Annotated in this window: 18 protein-coding genes; 10 read left to right on the top strand and 8 right to left on the bottom strand. The window is 70.1% G+C overall.

Translation table 11 applies throughout. The annotated features are described in order from the left end of the window. Positions 1-2: 2 nt before the first annotated feature. The 5 genes from GWK61_RS17655 to GWK61_RS17635 form a co-directional block, all read right to left on the bottom strand. The gene (locus tag GWK61_RS17655; RefSeq protein WP_194909476.1) at positions 3-386 is read right to left on the bottom strand and encodes a group I truncated hemoglobin; all 384 of its coding nucleotides are present in this window, start codon (positions 384-386) and stop codon (positions 3-5) included. Positions 387-732: 346 nt separating this feature from the next. Then, positions 733-1,677, bottom strand: a complete 945-nt coding sequence (locus GWK61_RS17650; RefSeq protein WP_323747621.1) for a M48 family metalloprotease — start codon at positions 1,675-1,677, stop codon at positions 733-735. A 141-nt stretch (positions 1,678-1,818) separates the two neighbouring features. Continuing rightward, on the bottom strand, positions 1,819-2,754 hold the full coding sequence (locus GWK61_RS17645) for a TNT domain-containing protein (protein WP_194909475.1): 936 nt from the start codon (positions 2,752-2,754) through the stop codon (positions 1,819-1,821). A gap of 74 nt (positions 2,755-2,828) precedes the next feature. Beyond that, positions 2,829-3,629, bottom strand: coding sequence for an alpha/beta fold hydrolase (locus tag GWK61_RS17640; RefSeq protein ID WP_194909474.1), 801 nt, complete (start codon positions 3,627-3,629; stop codon positions 2,829-2,831). A 117-nt stretch (positions 3,630-3,746) separates the two neighbouring features. Further along, the gene (locus GWK61_RS17635; RefSeq protein WP_194909473.1) at positions 3,747-5,465 is read right to left on the bottom strand and encodes a dolichyl-phosphate-mannose--protein mannosyltransferase; all 1,719 of its coding nucleotides are present in this window, start codon (positions 5,463-5,465) and stop codon (positions 3,747-3,749) included. A gap of 68 nt (positions 5,466-5,533) precedes the next feature. On the opposite strand from GWK61_RS17635, the gene rsmI reads away from it, so the two are divergent. Together rsmI and GWK61_RS17625 are read left to right on the top strand one after the other, a co-directional pair. Further along, a complete protein-coding gene (rsmI, locus tag GWK61_RS17630; RefSeq protein ID WP_194909472.1) occupies positions 5,534-6,409 on the top strand; it encodes a 16S rRNA (cytidine(1402)-2'-O)-methyltransferase in 876 nt (291 codons plus the stop codon). 67 nt (positions 6,410-6,476) lie between these two features. Beyond that, positions 6,477-6,743 carry a type II toxin-antitoxin system Phd/YefM family antitoxin gene (locus tag GWK61_RS17625; protein WP_194909471.1) on the top strand — a complete coding sequence of 89 codons (267 nt, stop codon included), beginning with the start codon at positions 6,477-6,479 and terminating at the stop codon, positions 6,741-6,743. 148 nt (positions 6,744-6,891) lie between these two features. On the opposite strand, the gene GWK61_RS17620 is transcribed toward GWK61_RS17625, so the two are convergent. Both GWK61_RS17620 and GWK61_RS17615 read right to left on the bottom strand, forming a co-directional pair. Further along, a complete protein-coding gene (locus GWK61_RS17620; protein ID WP_194909470.1) occupies positions 6,892-7,263 on the bottom strand; it encodes a type II toxin-antitoxin system death-on-curing family toxin in 372 nt (123 codons plus the stop codon). Continuing rightward, a complete protein-coding gene (locus tag GWK61_RS17615) occupies positions 7,260-7,430 on the bottom strand; it encodes a hypothetical protein (protein ID WP_194909469.1) in 171 nt (56 codons plus the stop codon). Before GWK61_RS17615 ends, GWK61_RS17620 begins: the two co-directional genes overlap by 4 nt. Positions 7,431-7,512: 82 nt before the next feature. Here GWK61_RS17615 and metG point away from each other — a divergent pair, with 82 nt between their 5' ends. The 8 genes from metG (at position 7,513) to GWK61_RS56505 (ending at position 18,511) form a co-directional block, all read left to right on the top strand. Then, a complete protein-coding gene (metG, locus tag GWK61_RS17610) occupies positions 7,513-9,330 on the top strand; it encodes a methionine--tRNA ligase (RefSeq protein ID WP_194909468.1) in 1,818 nt (605 codons plus the stop codon). A gap of 179 nt (positions 9,331-9,509) precedes the next feature. Further along, positions 9,510-10,355 carry a TatD family hydrolase gene (locus GWK61_RS17605; protein WP_194909490.1) on the top strand — a complete coding sequence of 282 codons (846 nt, stop codon included), beginning with the start codon at positions 9,510-9,512 and terminating at the stop codon, positions 10,353-10,355. Between the two features lie 204 nt (positions 10,356-10,559). Then, positions 10,560-11,690: a resuscitation-promoting factor gene (locus GWK61_RS59575; protein WP_194909467.1), complete on the top strand. Its 1,131-nt coding sequence runs from the start codon at positions 10,560-10,562 to the stop codon at positions 11,688-11,690. Between the two features lie 128 nt (positions 11,691-11,818). Then, a complete protein-coding gene (rsmA, locus tag GWK61_RS17595) occupies positions 11,819-12,805 on the top strand; it encodes a 16S rRNA (adenine(1518)-N(6)/adenine(1519)-N(6))-dimethyltransferase RsmA (protein ID WP_228562478.1) in 987 nt (328 codons plus the stop codon). Further along, a complete protein-coding gene (locus tag GWK61_RS17590) occupies positions 12,802-13,755 on the top strand; it encodes a 4-(cytidine 5'-diphospho)-2-C-methyl-D-erythritol kinase (RefSeq protein ID WP_194909466.1) in 954 nt (317 codons plus the stop codon). The genes rsmA and GWK61_RS17590 overlap by 4 nt, the downstream gene beginning before the upstream one ends. A 75-nt stretch (positions 13,756-13,830) precedes the next feature. Beyond that, on the top strand, positions 13,831-16,344 hold the full coding sequence (locus tag GWK61_RS17585; RefSeq protein WP_194909465.1) for a serine/threonine-protein kinase: 2,514 nt from the start codon (positions 13,831-13,833) through the stop codon (positions 16,342-16,344). A gap of 60 nt (positions 16,345-16,404) precedes the next feature. Further along, a complete protein-coding gene (locus GWK61_RS17580) occupies positions 16,405-16,695 on the top strand; it encodes a YiaA/YiaB family inner membrane protein (protein WP_194909464.1) in 291 nt (96 codons plus the stop codon). 133 nt (positions 16,696-16,828) lie between these two features. Further along, complete coding sequence (locus GWK61_RS56505) at positions 16,829-18,511, top strand: alkaline phosphatase family protein (RefSeq protein ID WP_323747619.1); 1,683 nt, start codon at positions 16,829-16,831, stop codon at positions 18,509-18,511. A gap of 124 nt (positions 18,512-18,635) precedes the next feature. On the opposite strand, the gene GWK61_RS17570 is transcribed toward GWK61_RS56505, so the two are convergent. Further along, positions 18,636-19,169, bottom strand: a complete 534-nt coding sequence (locus GWK61_RS17570) for an MgtC/SapB family protein (RefSeq protein WP_194909463.1) — start codon at positions 19,167-19,169, stop codon at positions 18,636-18,638.

Genomic DNA, 19,169 nt, shown 5'->3' with positions numbered 1-19,169 from the left:
GACTACACGGCCACCACGAAGGGCTGAACGGTCGCCAGCGCCCCGGCTATGGTCTCGACGATGTCCGCCGGGACGTCGAACTCCTTCAGCGTGTCCATCAGCACCTGGCCGGTCAGCGAGTAGTCGGACTCTGAGACACCCAGGTCGGAGTGCGCCTCGGTGAGGTACTCGGCCAGGTCGATGTCCGTGCGCGCGTCCGGGCCGCCGAGCACGACCTTGAGGACCTCCGCCAGGTGCGGCTTGATGTCGTCCACCGCGACGTTGTCGAAGAAGCCGGCGAGCTGCGGCTCCTCCAGCACGCCCTCGTAGAAGCGGTCCAGGACGGCCTTGACGGCCGCCTCCCCGCCGACACGCTCCCACTGGGACTGGATCTGGCTGTCGCTCATGCTGCGGATCCTTCCGATGCCTGCAAAGTTCGGGGGATGGTGCTGCTCGGAAAACTCGCGAAGCATAGCAGGCATTTATCAAAAGACTCGAACATTCGTATTTGATCAGTCTGTGACCTTGGAACGCCCGGAATCAGTGGTCTGTGAGCGTATGAGCGCCCTGCGACGACCGGCCTCCGGCGCTGCATACGGGCCTCGTGCGGGCCGCGTACGTATCGCAGACAGCTGAAACACCGACGGCCGGGCCCGCCGCGAGGCGTGACCCGGCCGTCACAGACCGAGAAATGAATCTTTGCCCGCCCGTCTCCCACCACCGCCCGTTATGGAGACGCTGCGCGTCACAGGTTTAACTCGTTTTTGACATCTCCGTGGACATTCTCACCAACCGGTCGAGCCGCGCCTGCGTGGTCGGGTGCGTCGACAGCAAGTGGTGCGCCGTGGTCTTGGCGGAGGTGACCGGGGCGAAGTAGAAGGCGTTCAGGGCGCCGGCCTTGCGCAGGTCGGTCTGCGGGATGCCGCCGCCTCCGTGCACCTTCGCCTCGACCTTCGACAGCGCCGAGGCCAGGGCCGAGGGGTTGCCGGTGAGCTGCGCGGCGGAGCGGTCGGCGGCGAACTCGCGGTAGCGGGACAGCGAGCGGGTCAGGACCAGGGAGACGAGCCAGGTGGCGGCGGCCAGCGCGATCAGGCCGATGGCCGCGACGATGATGTGCCACAGGCCGCGGGCCCGGCCGCCGATGTAGATGAAGCGCAGGCCGACGCGCGCGACCAGGCCGGCCAGGACGCCGACGAACGCCGCGACGGTCATCACCGCGGCGTCGCCGTGCTGGACGTGCGACAACTCGTGGGCGATGACGCCTTCGAGCTCGGGCGGGTCCAGCGTTTCCAGCAGCCCGCGGGTCACGCACAGCGTCGAGTCGCCCTTGGAGCGGCCGACCGCGCAGGCGTTCGGGACCCGGGACTCGGCCACCGCGACGGCCGGCTTCTTCATACCGGCCAGCGCGCAGAGGCGGTCGACCAGGGCGTGCAGCTCCGGCTCCTCCTCGGCGGTCACGACCCGGGCGCCCATGGTGCGCATCGCGATCTTGCCGGAGGTGAGCACCTGGAACGTGGCGAAGGCGACGACCACGGCGAGTCCGAGCGGCCAGGCGCGGCCCAGGAACCGGATCATCAGGAAGATGGCGCCGCCGTAGACGGCTGCCAGCAGGACCATCACCGACAGCATCCGCGCGCTGAGGTTGCGGTCGGACCGGAACCTGGCGGCGGTACGACGATCGGAGAGCGAAGAGGACACAGCGTCACCTCGACACGTATTACGTCTTTTAACTGGGAACGCGTGACCAGTGTCGCGCGTTCCCGACGCGCTGTCGAGAAACGCTTACAGCCTTACAACGAATCTCAGAGCGAAGCCCGGGGCGAACCTCAAGTGCGAACCTCAGGACGGGGCGAGGGTCGCAGAGGGGATTTCTACTAGAGCGCCCTCATGGAGGAGGTCTCGTATAGGGCGTGGCAACAGGTACGCCATACCGCCTCCCGGCTGTCCGAACCACGGGATCGCGGTACCGGTGAGCGTACGCAGAGGGTCGCGCACTCGGTAGACCCGGTACGGCCTCTCTATGTAGTCCGGAGGCAGAGACCGGTGCGGATACCTAGTGCGGGCCGCGTAGACGGTGTTGCCCATCTGGTCGCCGAAGCGGTCCACCTCGGTGCCCGGGGTCAGGATCGTGAGGCGCTGGTCGGTGTAGAGGGTGGTCGGCGGATCGCCGGCCAGAGGGGTGATCGGAGGGCCGGCGAGCATTTCGGCCAGGGGGTCGCTGGTGCGGCCGGGGAGGGCCGACGGGCCGGCGTGCTTGGGGAGGGCTCCGCGTTCAGCGGCGGCGAGCAGCAGGACGCCGGCGAAGTGGACGGCAGCCTGGACGGGGTCGTCGAAGACACCCGCATAGCGGCGCTGGCCGCCGTCGGCGAAGAAGACGGCCCAGCGGCCGTCGTCGGGGACGAGGCAGACGGTGCCGTCGGTGACCGTGCCGAAGGAGTAGAGGTCGGAGTCCGCGTCGAGCGAGTCGACGGCGTAGCCGAGGATGCGCTCCGCCTCCTCGACGGTGCCGACTTCCGGAGGACGTGCCGCGCGGCGTTGGACGGTGCCGACCGCGACCATGATCGTCGACATGACATCGATGGTGTCGTCGGTGGTGTCGATATACGGCTGCTGCGTATAGGACTGCTGGGTATAGGGCTGCGCTATATAAGGCTGTGCAATATAGGGCTGGGGTTGCCCTGTGTAGGGCGCCGGGATCGAACCCGGCCCCGATTCACCGCGATCACGCGGGGTGGACAGCCACGGTGCCGGTTCCTGGTGCCAGTTCTCGGTCATCAGCTGCGGTCCGTCCCCCTGGTGGCAATGACTCCCTTCGCGCGAGTCTACAAGTCGGGTCTTTGGACGACCGGTCACCTTTGGGCGGGAATGGCTCCCGTGGTCTCCAGGATCAGACGGCTGACCAGGTCGGGGTCGTCGTTCATCGGCACGTGGCCGCAGCCCGGCAGGTCCTCGAACCGGGCCTTCGGCAGCACCCGCTTGGCCTGTGCGAACTGCCGGCGCAGCAGGATCCAGTCCTTGGTGCCCCAGGCCACGGTGGTCGGCACGTCGCTCTCACCGGTGTAGCGATAACCCTTGGCCCCCTTGGCGACCGGCCGGAACGAGCGGCCCTCGCGCAGCGCGACGGTGTCCTCCAGGGCCAGCGTCGGATCCAGGCGGCGCGGCTTGCCGAAGATCATGCCGAAGGCCAGGGCCCGGGTCGTCTCGTGGTCGGTGACGTAGCGCAGCACCGGCTTCGGAGCGAAGGCGGCGGCGCGCGTCACGCTCAGATTCCCCAGCGCCCACGCGGTTTCCCAGCGCGTGTGCCAGAACCCGGCGGGGGAGAACGCGGTGACCGAGGCGGCCTGCCCGCCGCGGGCCAGCTCCAGTGCCAGAGCGCCGCCGAGCGAGTTGCCGGCGACGTGCGGCCGCTCGATGCCGAAGCCGGGGAAGGACTCGGCGATGCGCTCCACCATCAGCGCGATGGTGGGGTGCTGGCCCGCGGCCGGCTTGAGCGGCGCGGACCTGCCGAAGCCGGGGATGTCGATCGCGATCACGTCGTGGTGTTCGGCGAGCCGGTCCATGACCGGTTCCCAGGCCTGCCAGCGGTGGCCGATGCCGTGGATCAGGACCAGGGGGTCGCCCGAACCGCGGCGCGCGTAGGAGAGTTCCACGTTACTGGACGGTAGCCCCTGGTCGGGCGCTGCGGAAGGCGGCACAACGGACGAAACAACGGACGAAGGCCCCGGCGGATCGCCGGGGCCTTCGTTCTAAAGGGTCTAGATAAGGGTCTAGATCCAGCTCGGCCACCACATGCGGTCGAGCCACTGGTTGTAGGTGATCGTCTGCGCCGAGAGGATCGGATAGAAGTAGATGAACATCACCAGGATGTAGACGGTGATGGCCCCGGCCACGACCGCGCCCCAGACCCTTCGGTACTGGAGCGCGTCGGCGCGGCCGACGATCACTCCCAGGAGGTACGCCGCGGCGAAGCACATGAACGGGACGAAGGCGACCGCGTAGAAGGTGAAGATCGTGCGGTGCTGATAGTTCAGCCAGAACGCCCAGGCCGCGAGCATCCCGCACAGGATCGAGCCGGCGCGCCAGTCGCGGCGCGCGATCCAGCGCCAGCAGCACCAGACCAGTGCGAGGGTCGCGAACCACCACAGCGGCGGCGTGCCCAGGGCCAGGACCTGCTGGTGCTGGTTGGCGTTCAGCGGCGGACAGCCGGTCGCGCCCTGGTTGCAGTAGTAGTAGTCGGTGGGGCGGCCCATGACCAGCCAGCTCCACGGGTTCGACATGTACGCGTGCGGGGAGTCCAGGTTGACGTGGAAGTGGTACGTCTGCCAGTGGTACTCCCACCAGCTGCGCAGTGCCGAGAGCACCGGGACGTGGATCGCGTTGTTCTGCGCCGCCCACTGCCGGTAGTTGCCGTCCTTGGTGACGAACCAGCCGGTCCAGGTGGCCGTGTAGGTGGCCAGGACCAGCACGCCGAGCAGGGTGGTCTGCCAGGTCTCGCGGCGGAAGAAGCCGAGCCAGTGGCGCCGGATGCCCACGGCGCGCAGGGCCGCGTGGTCCCACAGCAGCGACATCGCGATGAAGCAGGGGATGATCCACAGCCCGCTCCATTTGGTGCCCAGGTCCAAGCCCAGACAGACCGCGCCGGCGAGGCGCCAGGGGCGCCAGCCCAGCGGCGGGGCCTTCACGTCGTCCGGCAGCGGCGTCGGTGGGAAGCTTTCGCGCCAGTCGACGAGTCTGGAGCGCATTTTGTCGCGGTCGACGATGAAGCAGCCGAAGGCGGCCAGCGTCCAGAACATGACGAAGATGTCCAGCAGTGCGGTGCGGCTCATCACGAATTCCAGGCCGTCCGCGGCCAGGAGCAGACCGGCCAGGCAGCCGATCAGCGTGGAGCGGAACATGCGCCGGGCGATGCGCGCCGTCATCAGGATCGCGAGCGTGCCGCAGACCGCGGGGATGAAGCGCCACCCGAACGGGGTGAAGCCGAACAGCCACTCGCCGGCGCCGATCATCCACTTGCCGACCGGCGGGTGGACGGCGTTGCCCTGGTGGTTGGCGATCAGCGTCCGCCAGATGTGCGGGTTGGCGATGATGGCCGCGTCGTCCTTGGCCATGCCGACCGGGGGGTCGTCGTGCCAGCCGATCTCGTGCCCGAAGTGGACGGTGGCCCAGGCGTCCTTGGCGTAGTAGGTCTCGTCGAAGATGACCCACTTGGGCAGCCCCAGGTGCCAGAACCGCATGAAGCCGCCGACCAGCATGATCAGGATCGGGAAGCCCCAGGTGATCCACCGCGGCTCGCGCGCGAAGGAGGGGACCAGGCGCTCGCGCAGCGTCAGCTCGCCCTGCTCGTCGTCGCGCGGGCGCAGGTTCGGGCGCCACCAGACGCGCCCGCGCTCGCGGTGCGAACCGCTACGGCCGCGACGGCGGCCGCCGTAGTCCTCCTCGCTGTCGTCATCCGGCAGCGAGGAACGGGTCGGGGCGAGGCTCGTCACCCGGTCATCGTAGGGAGTCGTCCGGCCGTTCGGACAGGGGATCACCGTTTTTGGGCGAGGATGGTCACGTGACTGGAACAGAACCGGCCCCCGGCCTCCTCGTCCTCGCCGGCACCCCGATCGGCCGGGATGAGGATGCGCCGCCGAGGCTGGCGGAGGAGCTGGCGACGGCGGACGTCATCGCCACCGAGGACACCCGCCGCCTCAAGCGCCTGCTCCGCGTGCTGGACATCACGCCGAAGGGCCGCCTGGTCTCCTACTTCGAGGCGAACGAGACGGCCCGCACCCCCGACCTGGTCCGCGACCTGCTCGCCGGGGCCCGCGTGGTGGTGGTGACGGACGCCGGCATGCCCTCGGTCTCCGACCCCGGCTACCGCCTGGTCGCCGCCGCGGTCGAGGCCGGAATCCGGGTGACGGCGGTCCCGGGACCCTCAGCCGTCCTGACCGCCCTGGCGGTCTCCGGCCTGCCGGTGGACCGCTTCTGCTTCGAGGGCTTCCTCCCGCGCAAGGGCGGCGGCCGCACGTCCCGCCTGGCGGAACTTTCAGCCGAACCACGCACGATGGTCTTCTTCGAAGCCCCGCACCGCCTCGCCGCCTCCCTCGCCGACATGGCCGCAGCCTTCGGCGCCGAACGCCCGGCGGCGGTCTGCCGCGAACTGACGAAGACCTACGAGGAGATCAAGCGCGGCGCCCTCGGCGAGTTGGCCCGCTGGGCCGACGAGGGCGAGATCCGCGGCGAGATCACCGTCGTGGTCGGCGGCGCGACCCCCGGCGCGGGCCGCGAGCTGAGCGCGACGGAACTCGCGGAGCTGGTGTTCGCGAAGGAGGAGGCCGGCGGGCTGCGGCGGAAGGAGGCGATCGCGGAGGTCGCTGCCGAGGTCGGGCTGCCGAAGCGGGAGGTCTTCGACGCGGTGGTGGCGGCGAAAGAGTCCACTTTGGAGTGATTTAGCTTGCTACCGGCAGATACCGATGTCACTTTTGCAAGAAGTATCTTGTACGACGGAGGTCGAAATGCGGACACTCACCTTCTCCTTCGCTCGTGCCCGCTTCGCGGAGACCTTGAACAAAGTGGTCGACGACCGAGAACCGGTCACCGTGACCCGGGCGAATCGTGAAGCTGTGGTGATCATGGCGCTCGACGACTACGAGTCGATGTGCGAGACCCTGCATCTGTTTCGGTCACCGGCCAACGCACCACGTCTGTTGCAACCGATCGAAGCAAAGGAAGCTGGTCGGTGCCTGGACCACGAGTCGACCGATCCGGATGGCCGGCCATAGCGCCCCATCCGACGAGAAGCGGTTCGCGTCAGCAAGTCCGAGGCGCCGAAGTAGCTGGGTGCAGCTTTGTCCGCTGCCCGCTCGTGGCGCAGCGATGCCTCTCAGTGCCGCTACCACTACGAGTGACCCCGGCTGAGGGCCGCCGACCTCACCCCGTCCACCCCCGCAGCACCGCCGCGATCGCCTCGACGCCGTCCAGCTCCGAAGCCGCCGCCCGCATCACGAAGTCGACCGCCGCGTCCTCGTCCGGGGTGAAGTCGGCGCCGTTCACCGCGAGGAAGGTGCGGCAGGCGACCCACGCCAGGCGCTTGTTGCCGTCGACCAGCGGGTGGTTGCGCAGGATCGAGTGCAGGATCGCGGCGGCCTTGGTGTGCAGGTCCGGGTAGGCGTCCTCGCCGAAGGCGGTGGTGCGTGGCCGGTGCGCCGCCGAGTCGATCAGTCCCGCGTCGCGGATCGGGGTGTCCGGGCCGAGGGTGGCGTCGGTGATCGCGAGCAGGTCGCGGGTGGTCAGGTACCTCATATCGTGCCCAGGCGATGGATGATCGCGGCGTCGGCGGCGATGATGCGGCGGGCGGTGGCCAGGACCAGGTCGTCCTCGGGTGCCGGTTCTGGCGTCGGCTCGGACACCGGTTCCCGCGCCTCGTCGGCCGCTCCCGGTTCGCGCCCCCCGGTCGGATCCGCGTTCACGTGACCACCCCTCCACGTCCAGTATCTGGACCCCGCCCAAACCGCACCAGGTGAGGCCGCCGCGCCAGATACCCTAGGCCTCATGCCGTCCACCCAGCGCACCATCCTCACAGCCGTGGCGTGGCCCTACGCCAACGGGCCCCGCCACATCGGCCACGTCTCCGGCTTCGGCGTCCCCTCGGACGTCTTCAGCCGCTACCAGCGGATGGCGGGCAACCGGGTGCTGATGGTCAGCGGGACCGACGAGCACGGGACGCCGATCCTGGTCCAGGCCGACAAGGAGGGCGTCACCGCCCGCGAGCTGGCCGACCGGTACAACCGCGTGATCGCCGAGGACCTGCGGTCGCTCGGGCTGGCCTACGACCTGTTCACCCGCACCACCACGCGCAACCACTACGCGGTCGTGCAGGAGATCTTCAAGGGCCTGTACGACAACGGCTACATCTTCCCCAAGACCACGCTCGGCGCCATCAGCCCCTCGACCGGCCGGACGCTGCCCGACCGCTACATCGAGGGCACCTGTTACATCTGCGGCTACGACGGCGCGCGCGGCGACCAGTGCGACAACTGCGGCAACCAGCTGGACCCGGAGAAGCTGATCAACCCGCGCTCGCGGATCAACGGCGAGACGCCGAAGTTCATCGAGACCGAGCAGTTCTTCCTGGACCTGCCCGCCTTCGCGAGCGTCCTCGGGTCCTGGCTGCAGGAGCAGAAGTCCTGGCGTCCCAACGTCCTGAAGTTCTCCCTGAACCTGCTGGACGACCTCCAGCCCCGCGCCATCTCCCGCGACCTGGACTGGGGCGTCCCGGTCCCGCTGGAGGGCTGGGTCGACCGCCCCGACAAGAAGCTGTACGTCTGGTTCGACGCGGTTGTCGGCTACCTGAGCGCGAGCGTCGAGTGGGCCCGCCGCAGCGGCGACCCGGACGCCTGGCGCGCCTTCTGGCAGGTCGGCCCGGACGGCGAGGCGCCCAGTGCCTACTACTTCATGGGCAAGGACAACATCGTCTTCCACTCCGAGATCTGGCCGGCGATGCTGCTCGGCTACGACGGCAAGGGCGAGAAGAACGGCAAGCCGGGCAGCCTCGGCGCGCTCGCCCTGCCGAAGGAAGTGGTCAGCTCGGAGTTCCTGACCATGGAGGGCCGCAAGTTCTCCTCCAGCCGCGCCGTGGTCATCTACGTCCGCGACTTCCTGTCCCGCTACGACGCCGACGCCCTGCGCTACTACATCACCGCGGCCGGCCCGGAGACCCAGGACACGGACTTCACCTGGAGCGAGTTCCTGCGCCGCAACAACGACGAGCTGGTCGCCGGCTGGGGCAACCTGGTCAACCGGGCCGTGTCGATGGCGGCGAAGAACCTCGGCGAGATCCCGGCCGGCAAGGACCTCACGCCCGAGGACGAGGCGCTGCTGGCGACCTCGCGCGGGGCCTTCGCGGCGGTCGGCGACCTGCTGGACCGCTGCCGCTTCAAGGCCGCGCTGGCCGAGGCGATGCGGGTGGTGGCCGAGGCCAACAAGTACGTCTCGGACCACGAGCCGTGGAAGCTGGCCAAGACCGACCCCGAGCGCATGGCCACCGTCCTGCACGTCACCCTGCAGGTCGTCGACGACGCCAAGACCCTGCTGACGCCGTTCCTGCCGTTCTCCTCCGAGAAGGTCTTCCACCTGCTCGGCGGCGAGGGCACCTGGTCGGCGATGCCGGAGCTGCGCGAGGTCGAGGACCTGGACGGCGGACCGGGCTACCCGGTGCTCACCGGCGACTACGACCGGGCGCTGGCCCGCTGGGAGTCCACGCCGATCGAGGTCGGGCGCAAGCTGGAGCCGCCGACGCCGATCTTCAAGAAGCTGGACCCCTCGATCGTCGACGAGGAGCTGGCGCGGCTCGGCGGCGAGGCGGCGTAGGGCCCGACGGCGAGGCGGCGCAGGCACCGGCCGCGTGACAGAGTAGGCGCGTGACAGAGCACGGCGAGGCAGGTCAGCCCGAAGCGAACAGCGCCGCACCGGAACCCGGCGAGACGAAGCGCAAACGCAAGCGGAAGTCCCGGGAGCGGGACGAGACCCCGCCCCCGGCGCCAGAGCCCCTGCCGGCCCCGGTCGGCGACAGCCACACCCATATGGACATGCAGGAGCCGGCGGCCGCGGACATCATCGCGGCCGCCGACGCCGTGAACGTCCGGACCCTGGTCCAGGTCGGCGTGGACGTCCCCTCGTCGCAGACCGCTGTCGAGCTGGCGGCGGAGTTCGAGCGCGTACACGCCGCCGTAGCCCTGCACCCGAACGAGGCCCCGCGCCTCGTCCTCGGTGACCCCGACGGCTGGTCCGGCCAGGACCGCGCCCCCGGCGGCGCGGCGGCCCTGGAGGCGGCCCTGGCCGAGATCGACAAGCTGGCCGCCGACGAGCACGTGCTCGGCATCGGCGAGACCGGCCTGGACTACTTCCGCACCGGCCCCGAGGGCGTCCAGGCGCAGCAGGACTCCTTCCGGGCCCACATCGCGATCGCCAAGCGCCATGGCAAAGCCCTGGTGATCCACGACCGCGACGCGCACGAGGACGTCCTGCGCATCCTTCTTGAAGAGGGTTCCCCCGAAACAGTGGTCTTCCACTGCTATTCGGGTGACGCGGAGATGGCGCGCGTTTGCGCCGAGCGCGGCTACTACATGTCCTTCGCGGGGAACCTCACCTACAAGGCGAACCAGGCATTGCAGGAGGCATTCCAGGCGGCGCCGATCGACCGGATCCTGGTCGAGACCGACGCGCCGTTCCTCACACCGCTTCCTTATAGAGGACGGCCCAACGCGCCCTACCTCGTTCCTTACACAGTCCGTGCGATGGCGGCACTGCGAGGCATGGACGGTGACACCGCTTTGGCTGAACTCTGTCAGGCCCTCGACAGCAACCTGCGGGATGCCTTCAAGGTCCCGGCATAGCGCCGGGGCATAGCCAGTCATATCAGTCGACCGACAGCCGACTTGGACTGAAAGGGATGTCGCAGGACATCCACCGGACGTCTGCTGGCGGCCCGGCGGGGTTGCCGCTAGTGTCGCCTCGGCAGCCGGATCGACGCGATGTGAAGAACGGGTCTTCGAAGGAGCCCGGGCGTCGTAGCCGGACACGGCGAGGTCTGGATCAGCGTGAGCAGTAGACGTTCCGCTAGTCGGCACAGCGAGGGTTCCAAGGTCAAGGTCCGCGCCGTACAGGGCACGGTCCTGCTGGGGCTCGTCGGCGCCGCTGGAGCCTACGTCGGCTTCGAGAAGACCGTCCATTTGACCGTGGACGGCCAGGAACGCACCATCCACACGTTCGACGGCAAGGTCGCCGACGTCCTCAAGGCGCAGGGCATCGTCACCGACGCCCACGACCAGGTGGCCCCGGCCCCCGGCGAGACGCTGGCGGACGGCGAGCAGATCTCGGTCCGCTACGGCCGCCAGCTCGACGTCACCGTGGACGGCAAGGACCAGCAGATCTGGTCCACCGCGACCACCGTGGCCGAGGCGCTCGGCGACGTGGGGGTGCGCGGCGGCGCGAACCCGTACCTGTCGGTCAACCGCGACCAGCCGATCGGCCGCCAGGGCCTGAGCTTCCAGGTCCGGACCGAGCGGCACGTCAACATACTCGTCGACGGACGCTCGATCCCCGTGGACACCACCGCGCAGACCGTCGCCCAGGCGCTGACCCAGGCCAACGTGACGCTCGCCGGGCAGGACACCGCGAGCCCGGACCCGGCCTCCTTCCCCACCGACGGCGAGAACATCACCGTCGAGCGCGTCACCGGGACGAAGGAGACCAAGCAGGTCCCGATCGACTTCTCCACGACCGAGCAGTCGGACCCGAGCTCCTACGTGGGCTCGCGGACCACGATCACCGAGGGCGTGCCGGGCGTTCAGCAGGTCGTGTACGCGTACCTGACCGTCAACGGTGTGAAGCAGGCGCCGAAGATCGTCAGCAAGACCATCACCAAGCAGCCGGTGAACGCGGTGGTGAAGGTCGGCACCAAGGCCGTGCCGACTACCGTGGCCGGCGCCGACGGCCTGAACTGGGCCGGCGTCGCGGAGTGCGAGTCCGGCGGGAATCCCAAGTCGGTCGGCGGCGGCGGGCTGTACTTCGGGCTCTACCAGTTCTCGGTGTCGACCTGGGCCGCGATGGGCGGCTCCGGACTGCCGTCGAACGCCACCCCGGCCGAGCAGACCTATCGCGCCAAGCTGCTGTACGTGCAGTCCGGCGCAGGCCAGTGGCCGGTGTGCGGGCACAACCTGTTCAAGTGACGCAGGCCTGACAAAGCTTCGTGATGCGGCGCGGTACCCGGCCAGAGCCGGGGTGCCGCGCCGCACCGCTGTTCCGGCCGAAGGGAAGTGGACGGCTTGCGGGCCGCCGCGGCATACGATGGCTCGCGATGTCCGAAACTCCGCACTCCCCGCCACCACCGGCCGCCGACGACCCGCTGTCGGCCCAGCTGCCGGCCGAGCTGCCGACCCGGCTCCCGGCCCGCCTGCTGGGCCCGGCCGAGGTCCGCCGGCTCGCCGACAAGCTCGGCGTCTCGCCGACCAAGAAGCTGGGGCAGAACTTCGTCATCGACCCCAACACCATCCGGCGGATCGTGCGGGCCGGCGACGTCACCGCCGACGACGTGGTGGTCGAGGTCGGCCCCGGGCTGGGCTCGCTGACGCTGGGCCTGCTGGACGTCGCCCGCCGGGTGGTCGCCGTCGAGATCGACGCGACCCTGGCCGCCGCGCTGCCGGACACCCTGGCCGAGTTCGCGCCCGGCATCGCCGCAGGGGACGTGGAGTTCGAGCTCGTGCACGCCGACGCGCTGCGGATCACCGAGCTGCCCGGTCCGCCGCCGACCGCGCTGGTCGCGAACCTGCCCTACAACGTCGCAGTCCCGGTGTTGCTGCACATGCTGGAGCGCTTCCCGAGCATCGAACGCACCCTGATCATGGTCCAGTCCGAGGTCGCCGACCGGCTGGCCGCCGAGCCCGGCGGCCGGGTCTACGGCGTGCCGTCGGTCAAGGCCCGCTGGTACGCGGACGTGAAGCGGGCCGGCGCGATCGGCCGCAGCGTCTTCTGGCCGGCGCCGAACGTCGACTCCGGGCTGGTGCGCCTGGACCGGCGCGCGGTCCCGCCCACAACCGTTGCCGACCGCCGCGACGTCTTCACTGCTGTGGACGCTGCTTTCGCACAACGCCGCAAGACCCTGCGCTCGGCCCTGAGCGGCTGGGCCGGCTCCCCGGCCGCCGCCGAGGGGGCGCTGACCGCCGCCGGCATCGACCCCGGCGCGCGCGGCGAGACGCTGACCGTCGAGGAGTTCGCGCGGCTGGCGGAGCACAGACCTCCCCCGCCTCCTAAGCGGGGGGCCGATGGTTCCGGGGAAGCCTCGTGACCGCCGCCGCCCTCACCCCCGACGACGACACCCCGCGCCCCGGCGCCACCGAGTCGGTCACCGTCCGGGTGCCGGCGAAGGTCAACCTGGCGCTCTCGGTCGGTCCGCTGCGCTCCGACGGCTACCACGACCTGGCCACCGTCTTCCATGCCGTCGGCCTCTTCGACGAGGTCACCGCCAGCACCGCCGACGGCCTCGCGCTCACCTGCGAGGGCGAGGGACAGGTCGACGTGCCGCTGGACGACACCAACCTGGCCTGGCGCGCCGCCGAGCTCCTGGCGCGGACCGCGGGCCGCAGCCCGGCCGTGCGCCTGCACCTCACCAAGGGCATCCCGGTCGCCGGCGGGATGGCCGGTGGCTCGGCCGACGCCGCGGGCGCGCTGGTGGCCTGTGACGCGCTGTGGGGCACCGGCCTGTCCCGCGACGACCTCCACGCGCTCGCCGCCCAGCTCGGCAGCGACGTGCCCTTCGCGCTCTACGGCGGCACCGCCATGGGCACCGGTCGGGGCGAGCAGATCACCCCGGTGCTGGCCCGCGGCGAGTTCCACTGGGTGTTCGCCTTCGCCCATGAGGGTTTGTCCACCCCGGCGGTCTTCCGCGAGCTGGACCGGCTGCGCGAGGAAGCCGGTGAGCAGGCGGCCGCGCCGGGCGTGGACGAGGAGCTGCTGCGCGCGCTGCGGGCCGGAGACTCAACGCTGCTCGGCGCGGCGCTGCGCAACGATCTGACCCGGCCGGCCACCTCCCTGCGTCCTGACCTGCGCGCGACTCTGCAGGCCGGACAGGATGCCGGAGCGATCGGCACTCTGCTCTCCGGATCCGGCCCGACGTGCGCGTTCCTCGCCGCCGACGCGGCTGCCGCAGCCCGGGTCGCGGCGGCGCTGGAAGCCGCGCCGTCGGTGCGCGCGGTACGGCGTGCCCTGGGCCCGGCCGCCGGAGCCCACGTGCTGTGAAGACGGCGAACGCCCCGGCAGTGCCACCCGACCCGATCGTCGACCGTTACGATTTCCCCTCAGAAGGGGGACCCCATGGAAGCGCTCAAGCCCGAAGACCCGGCTCGCGTCGGGCCGTACACACCGCTGGCGCGGATCGGCGCGGGCGGCATGGGACGGGTGTACCTGGCCCGGTCGCGCGGCGGCCGGCCGGTGGCGGTGAAGGTGATCCGTGCCGAGTACGCCGAGGACGAGCGCTTCCGCATCCGGTTCCGGCGTGAGGTGCAGGCGGCGCGGACCGTGGACGGGCTGTACACCGCCCCGCTGCTGGACGCCGGCCCCGACGACGCCGAGCCCTGGCTCGCCACCGCTTACATACCCGGCCCCTCGCTCCAGCGCGCCGTGCACGACCACGGACCGCTGCCCGAGCGCTCGGCCCGGATCCTGGGCGCCGGGATCGCCGAGGCGCTGGGCGCGATCCACGGCGCGGGGCTGATCCACCGCGACCTGAAGCCCTCGAACGTCATCTGCGGCCCCGACGGACCCCGCGTCATCGACTTCGGCATCAGCGCCTCCGAGGGCGGGAGCTCGCTGACCACGACCGGCATCGTCGTCGGCTCGCCCCGGTACTCCAGCCCCGAGCAGTGCCGCGCCGACCCGCAGCTGTTGCCCGCCTCCGACGTCTTCGCGCTCGGCGGCGTCCTGGTCTACGCGACCACCGGCGTGCCGCCGTTCGGCGACGGGCCGGACCACGTCCAGCTGTACCTCGTGGTGCACGAGTCCCCGGACCTCACCGGGGTGCCGATGGCGCTGCGGCCGGTGGTCGCGGCGTGTCTGGAGAAGGACCCGGCCAACCGGCCGACCACCGACCAGCTGCTCGACATCCTGCTGCCGCCGGAGGAGGCCGGAGCCCTCGGGGCCGACGACTGGCTGCCGGAGTCCGTGCACCGCGATATGCGTCAGTACTCCGCCGCGCCGGTCGCCGGGGCCGAGGAGGCCACGCCGACCCATGCCGGGGTCACCAACGATCCGGTGCCCACGCCGGCTCCCCGCGAGCCGGATGCCACCTCCGCCGGGCTCGGCGACGCCAGCCTCACCGGGGGTGCCGGCGCGATCGGGACGACGGCGGCGCCCTCGGCGTCCGGCCCGGACCGGCCTTCGCATCCGGGCCGCCGGCGGGTGCTGGCCGGGATCGCCGGCGCCGTGGCGGTGGCCGCCTCCGGCGGCGGCGCCTGGTACGCCGCGACGCGGCACGCCGACAAGAACTCGACCGCGCAGAACGCCGGGGCGACGTATCCGACCGGGACGCCGCCGAAGGACGGCGCGACCTCTTCGCCCTCGACCGGTCCGACCACCACCGGCACGTCGTCGTCCCCGAGCGCCACCCCGACCCCGTCGCACACTCTCGGCAAGTGGGGCGAGGACTGGAGCACGCCGGTCGACCTGGGAGGCGCCGCCGGGGGAGCGGTGGTCCGGGGCGGCAAGCTGGTCAGCATCTACACGGCCACGAGCGTCAACCCGAACTCGCCGCAGGACCTGATCGCCATCGACACCACCACCGGCGCCAAGGCCTTCGCGCCGGTGTCGATCCCGGACGTCGGCAACGTCGGCGGGGCGAGCATGGCGGCCGACGACAACTACGTCTACACCTACGGCGACGGCACCGTTTACGCCTGGAACCTGAAGGACGGCTCGGCGGCCTGGAACGCCAAGACCGGCCTGCAGGCCACGACGTCGACCAACAACATGCCGCAGTGCGGTGTCCTGGGGCTGGTCGGCGGCGTCCTGATAGTCGGCGCCGCCAGTTTCGACCCCAGCTTCCCGCCCTGCCTGGCCGGATTCGACCTCACGAACCGGGCGACGCTGTGGAGCATGAAGGCCAGCGACATGCAGGCGGTGGCGTCGCCGCCGACGGGGCTGGCCCTGGACCAGACCAGCGTCGCGCTGACGGTGCCGAAGACCGGGAACCTCATCTACATCACGCTGTGCGACCAGAACTCGCTGCGGATCCTGCGGGCCATGGAGGTGCAGAAGGGCAAGGAGGTCTGGCACATCCCGTTCCAGGCCTACAGCGACAACGGCGCCGGGACCGTCACCCCGACCGTGAGCGGCAACGCCCAGCACGTCTACCTCACCGACATGCACAGCGGCTCGGTCCACGCCTACGACACGGCCGGGAAGTGGATGTGGACCTACCCGGCGGTGGGGAAGACGGCGCCGACCAGCGACAAGCGCTTCACCGGCCAGGTGCTGGAGTCCGGCGACACCGCCTTCGCGACCGACGCGAACAGCATGTACGGCCTGCAGGTGAGCAGCAAGGGGAAGGCCGGCGCGCAGGTGTGGGCGAACCCGAGGACGTTCAACGGCATCGCGAACGTCCCGGCTCTGGTCGGGGACAAGGTCTGGGTCGAGGTGCACACCCCGACCGACCAGACCGCGTTGGCAATGGCGGTGGTGAACGCCGCGGACGGCTCGCTCGTGCACTCCTACCCGATGCCCCCGGGCCCCAACGCCAACAGCGCCGACCTGCTGGTGCCCGACCCCGCCGGCGGCGGGGTGTACATCCTGACGGCCAGCGGCGCGGTACTCGGGTTCCGCCGGGATCAATGAGCACGCGAATGAGTACCCGTACTCACGATCGATGACGGCTGCCCGGCGCATCATCGAAGCATGAGTACGCCACTGGCAAACCGGAACACGGCCGCGTACTACTTCCAGGCGGTCGCCTCGTTCATCGTCTCCACCGGCGCGACCGTCGTCGGCATCGCCTACCTCCCGGTCAACGCCTGGGAGCGGGCGTTCCTGGGCCTGGGCCTGCTGTACACGATCACCTCGGCGATCACCCTGGCGAAAGTGGTGCGCGATAAGCAGGAGGACGAACAGATCGTCGGGCGGGTCGACAAGGCTAGGCTGGACAAGCTGCTCAGCGAGCACGACCCGTACCGGGTGGATGTGCCGTAACTGCTCGAAAGGCAAGAATCCGGCAAAGGATTCATTGCCGGGACTTCTCTCCTTCATGATCGCAGACTATTGATGACAGCGCGGCACTCCGACCCGGGGTGCCGCGCAGTCTGTGTGCCTAGGAGGAGATCACGTGTCCGGCAAGCACCATCATCCCCTGAGCAGAATCACGAGTCACAGCACCCTGCGCCGGGCGGCCGCCACCGCGGCCGGCGCCGCGCTCACGGTGGCCGGTCTGGCGGTGGCGGCCCAACCGGCCCACGCCGCCGGCGGCGTCCCCAGGTACGACCACGTCGTCCTGGTCATGGAGGAGAACCACTCGTACGGCGAGATCATCGGCGACACCGCCGACGCCCCGTACATCAACAACACCCTGGCCGCCGGCGGCGCGCTGTTCACCCAGTCCTTCGCGATCGAGCACCCCTCCGAGCCGAACTACCTGGACCTGTTCTCCGGCACGAACCAGGGCATCACCGGGGACCAGTGCCCGGTGGCGATCGACAAGCCGAACGAGGGCGCGCAGCTGCTGGCCGCCGGGGACACCTGGGACAGCTACTCCGAGGGCCTGCCCTCGACCGGTTCGACGGCCTGCACCTCGGGCAACTACGCGAGCAAGCACAACCCCTGGGTGAACTTCCAGGAGGCCCCGAGCAGCTCGGCCAACCACATCCCGTCGAGCTCGAACCAGCCCTTCACGAACTTCCCGTCCTCGGCGAACTTCGCCTCGCTGCCGACGGTGTCCTGGGTCGTCCCGAACCTCCAGGACGACATGCACGACGGCACCATCGCCCAGGGCGACACCTTCCTGCACAACAACCTCGACGCCTACGCGCAGTGGGCCAAGACGCACAACAGCCTGCTGATCGTCACCTGGGACGAGGACGACTCCTCGCAGTCGAACCAGATCCCGACCGTCTTCTACGGCGCGAGCGTGAAGGCCGGCCAGTACAGCGAGACGATCAACCACTACAGCGTGCTCCGGACGATCGAGGACATGTACGGCCTGCCGTACGCCGGGAACGCCTCGTCGGCCACGCCGATCACCGACGTCTTCAGCACGACCCCGACCGAGACCGTTTCGGTGACCAACCCGGGTTCTCAGTCGAGCACGGTGGGGACGGCGATATCGACGTTGCAGGTCTCGGCGTCGGACTCGGCCGGTAAGGCGCTGACGTATTCGGCGACGGGTCTTCCGGCTGGTCTGTCGATCAGCTCGTCGGGTGCCGTCACCGGCACGCCGACGACCGCCGGCACGTCGAACGTGACGGTCACCGCGTCCTCGGGCACCGCCTCGGGCAGCGCGCAGTTCACGTGGACCGTGGCCTCGTCCGGCGGCGGCTGCACCGCGGCGCAGCTCCTCGGCAACCCCGGCTTCGAGAGCGGCTCGGCGTTCCCGTGGACGGCGACCTCCGGCGTCATCAACAACGATCTGGGCTCGGAGCCCTCGCACTCGGGCAACTACGACGCCTGGCTCGACGGCTACGGCTCCCGGCACACCGACACCCTGGCGCAGAAGGCGTCGATCCCCGCGAGCTGCAAGACCGCGACCTACTCCTTCTGGCTCCACATCGACACGGCCAACACCTCCGGCGCGGTCCAGGACAAGCTGGCGCTCCAGGTGCTGAACTCGTCGGGCACGGTGCTGAGCACGCTGCACACGTTCTCGAACCTGGACGCCAACAACGGCTACTCGCAGTTCTCGTACAACCTGAGCCCCTACATCGGGCAGAGCATCACGCTGAAGTTCACCGGCACCGAGACGGGCAACGGGCAGACGTCGTTCGTCAACGACGACAACGCCCTGAACGTGAACTAAGGCTCCAGCGGGACAAGCGAGACCAGCGAGACCAGCAAGACCAGCAAGACCAGTAAGAGATACGGAATCTCAAGGCGGCGGCGGGCTCCGGCTCGTCGCCGCTGTCCTGTCTCACTTCGGCATCTCACGATTCCGGCGAATCCTTCCCCTGCCCGTGCCCCTGCCCCTGCAACGGATCCACCGCCACCTCGTCGTTCGCGAACCGCGAAGCCCACCGGCGGCCGTCGGCGAACTTCAGGATCGGGATGTGCCGGACCTCCAGCGCCAGCAGCACCAGCGCGGTGCCGCCGGTGCCCAGGATGAGGCGGCCGAAGCCGCAGGCGGCGCCGATCGCGGCGGCGGCGAAGATGGTGGCCGCCGTGGTCACGCCCTTGACCGTGTCGATCAGGTGCCAGCGGGCCGACATGGTCAGGTTCGGGCGGAAGACCACGCCAGCGCCGATGAAGCCGACGCCGGTGATGACGCCGGCCAGCGCGTTCGGCGCGTTGCCGTCCTTGGCCAGGACCGCGATGATCGCGCTGCCCACGCCGATCAGCGAGAAGGTGCGGTCGCCGGCCGGCGAGCCGCGCAGGTCGCGCTCGAAGCCGAGCAGGTAGGTCAGCACGAACGCCAGCGACAGGCGCCCCAGCTGGCTCAGGCTGTCCAGGTGCAGGTGCAC

This window comes from Catenulispora rubra, assembly GCF_015356825.1.
GTDB lineage: Bacteria > Actinomycetota > Actinomycetes > Streptomycetales > Catenulisporaceae > Catenulispora > Catenulispora rubra.
Note: the sequence above shows the minus strand (reverse complement) of the source record. Positions and strands in the feature narration are given on the sequence as shown.

Excerpts from the sequence above, each read along its gene's own strand:
- rsmA (WP_228562478.1), top strand. The coding sequence starts at position 11,819 with ATGTCCGAAACTCCGCACTCCCCGCCACCACCGGCCGCCGACGACCCG.
- GWK61_RS17625 (WP_194909471.1), top strand. The coding sequence starts at position 6,477 with ATGCGGACACTCACCTTCTCCTTCGCTCGTGCCCGCTTCGCGGAGACC.
- GWK61_RS17645 (WP_194909475.1), bottom strand. The coding sequence starts at position 2,754 with ATGACCGAGAACTGGCACCAGGAACCGGCACCGTGGCTGTCCACCCCG.
- GWK61_RS17620 (WP_194909470.1), bottom strand. The coding sequence starts at position 7,263 with ATGAGGTACCTGACCACCCGCGACCTGCTCGCGATCACCGACGCCACC.
- GWK61_RS17585 (WP_194909465.1), top strand. The coding sequence starts at position 13,831 with ATGGAAGCGCTCAAGCCCGAAGACCCGGCTCGCGTCGGGCCGTACACA.
- GWK61_RS17655 (WP_194909476.1), bottom strand. The coding sequence starts at position 386 with ATGAGCGACAGCCAGATCCAGTCCCAGTGGGAGCGTGTCGGCGGGGAG.
- metG (WP_194909468.1), top strand. The coding sequence starts at position 7,513 with ATGCCGTCCACCCAGCGCACCATCCTCACAGCCGTGGCGTGGCCCTAC.
- GWK61_RS17580 (WP_194909464.1), top strand. The coding sequence starts at position 16,405 with ATGAGTACGCCACTGGCAAACCGGAACACGGCCGCGTACTACTTCCAG.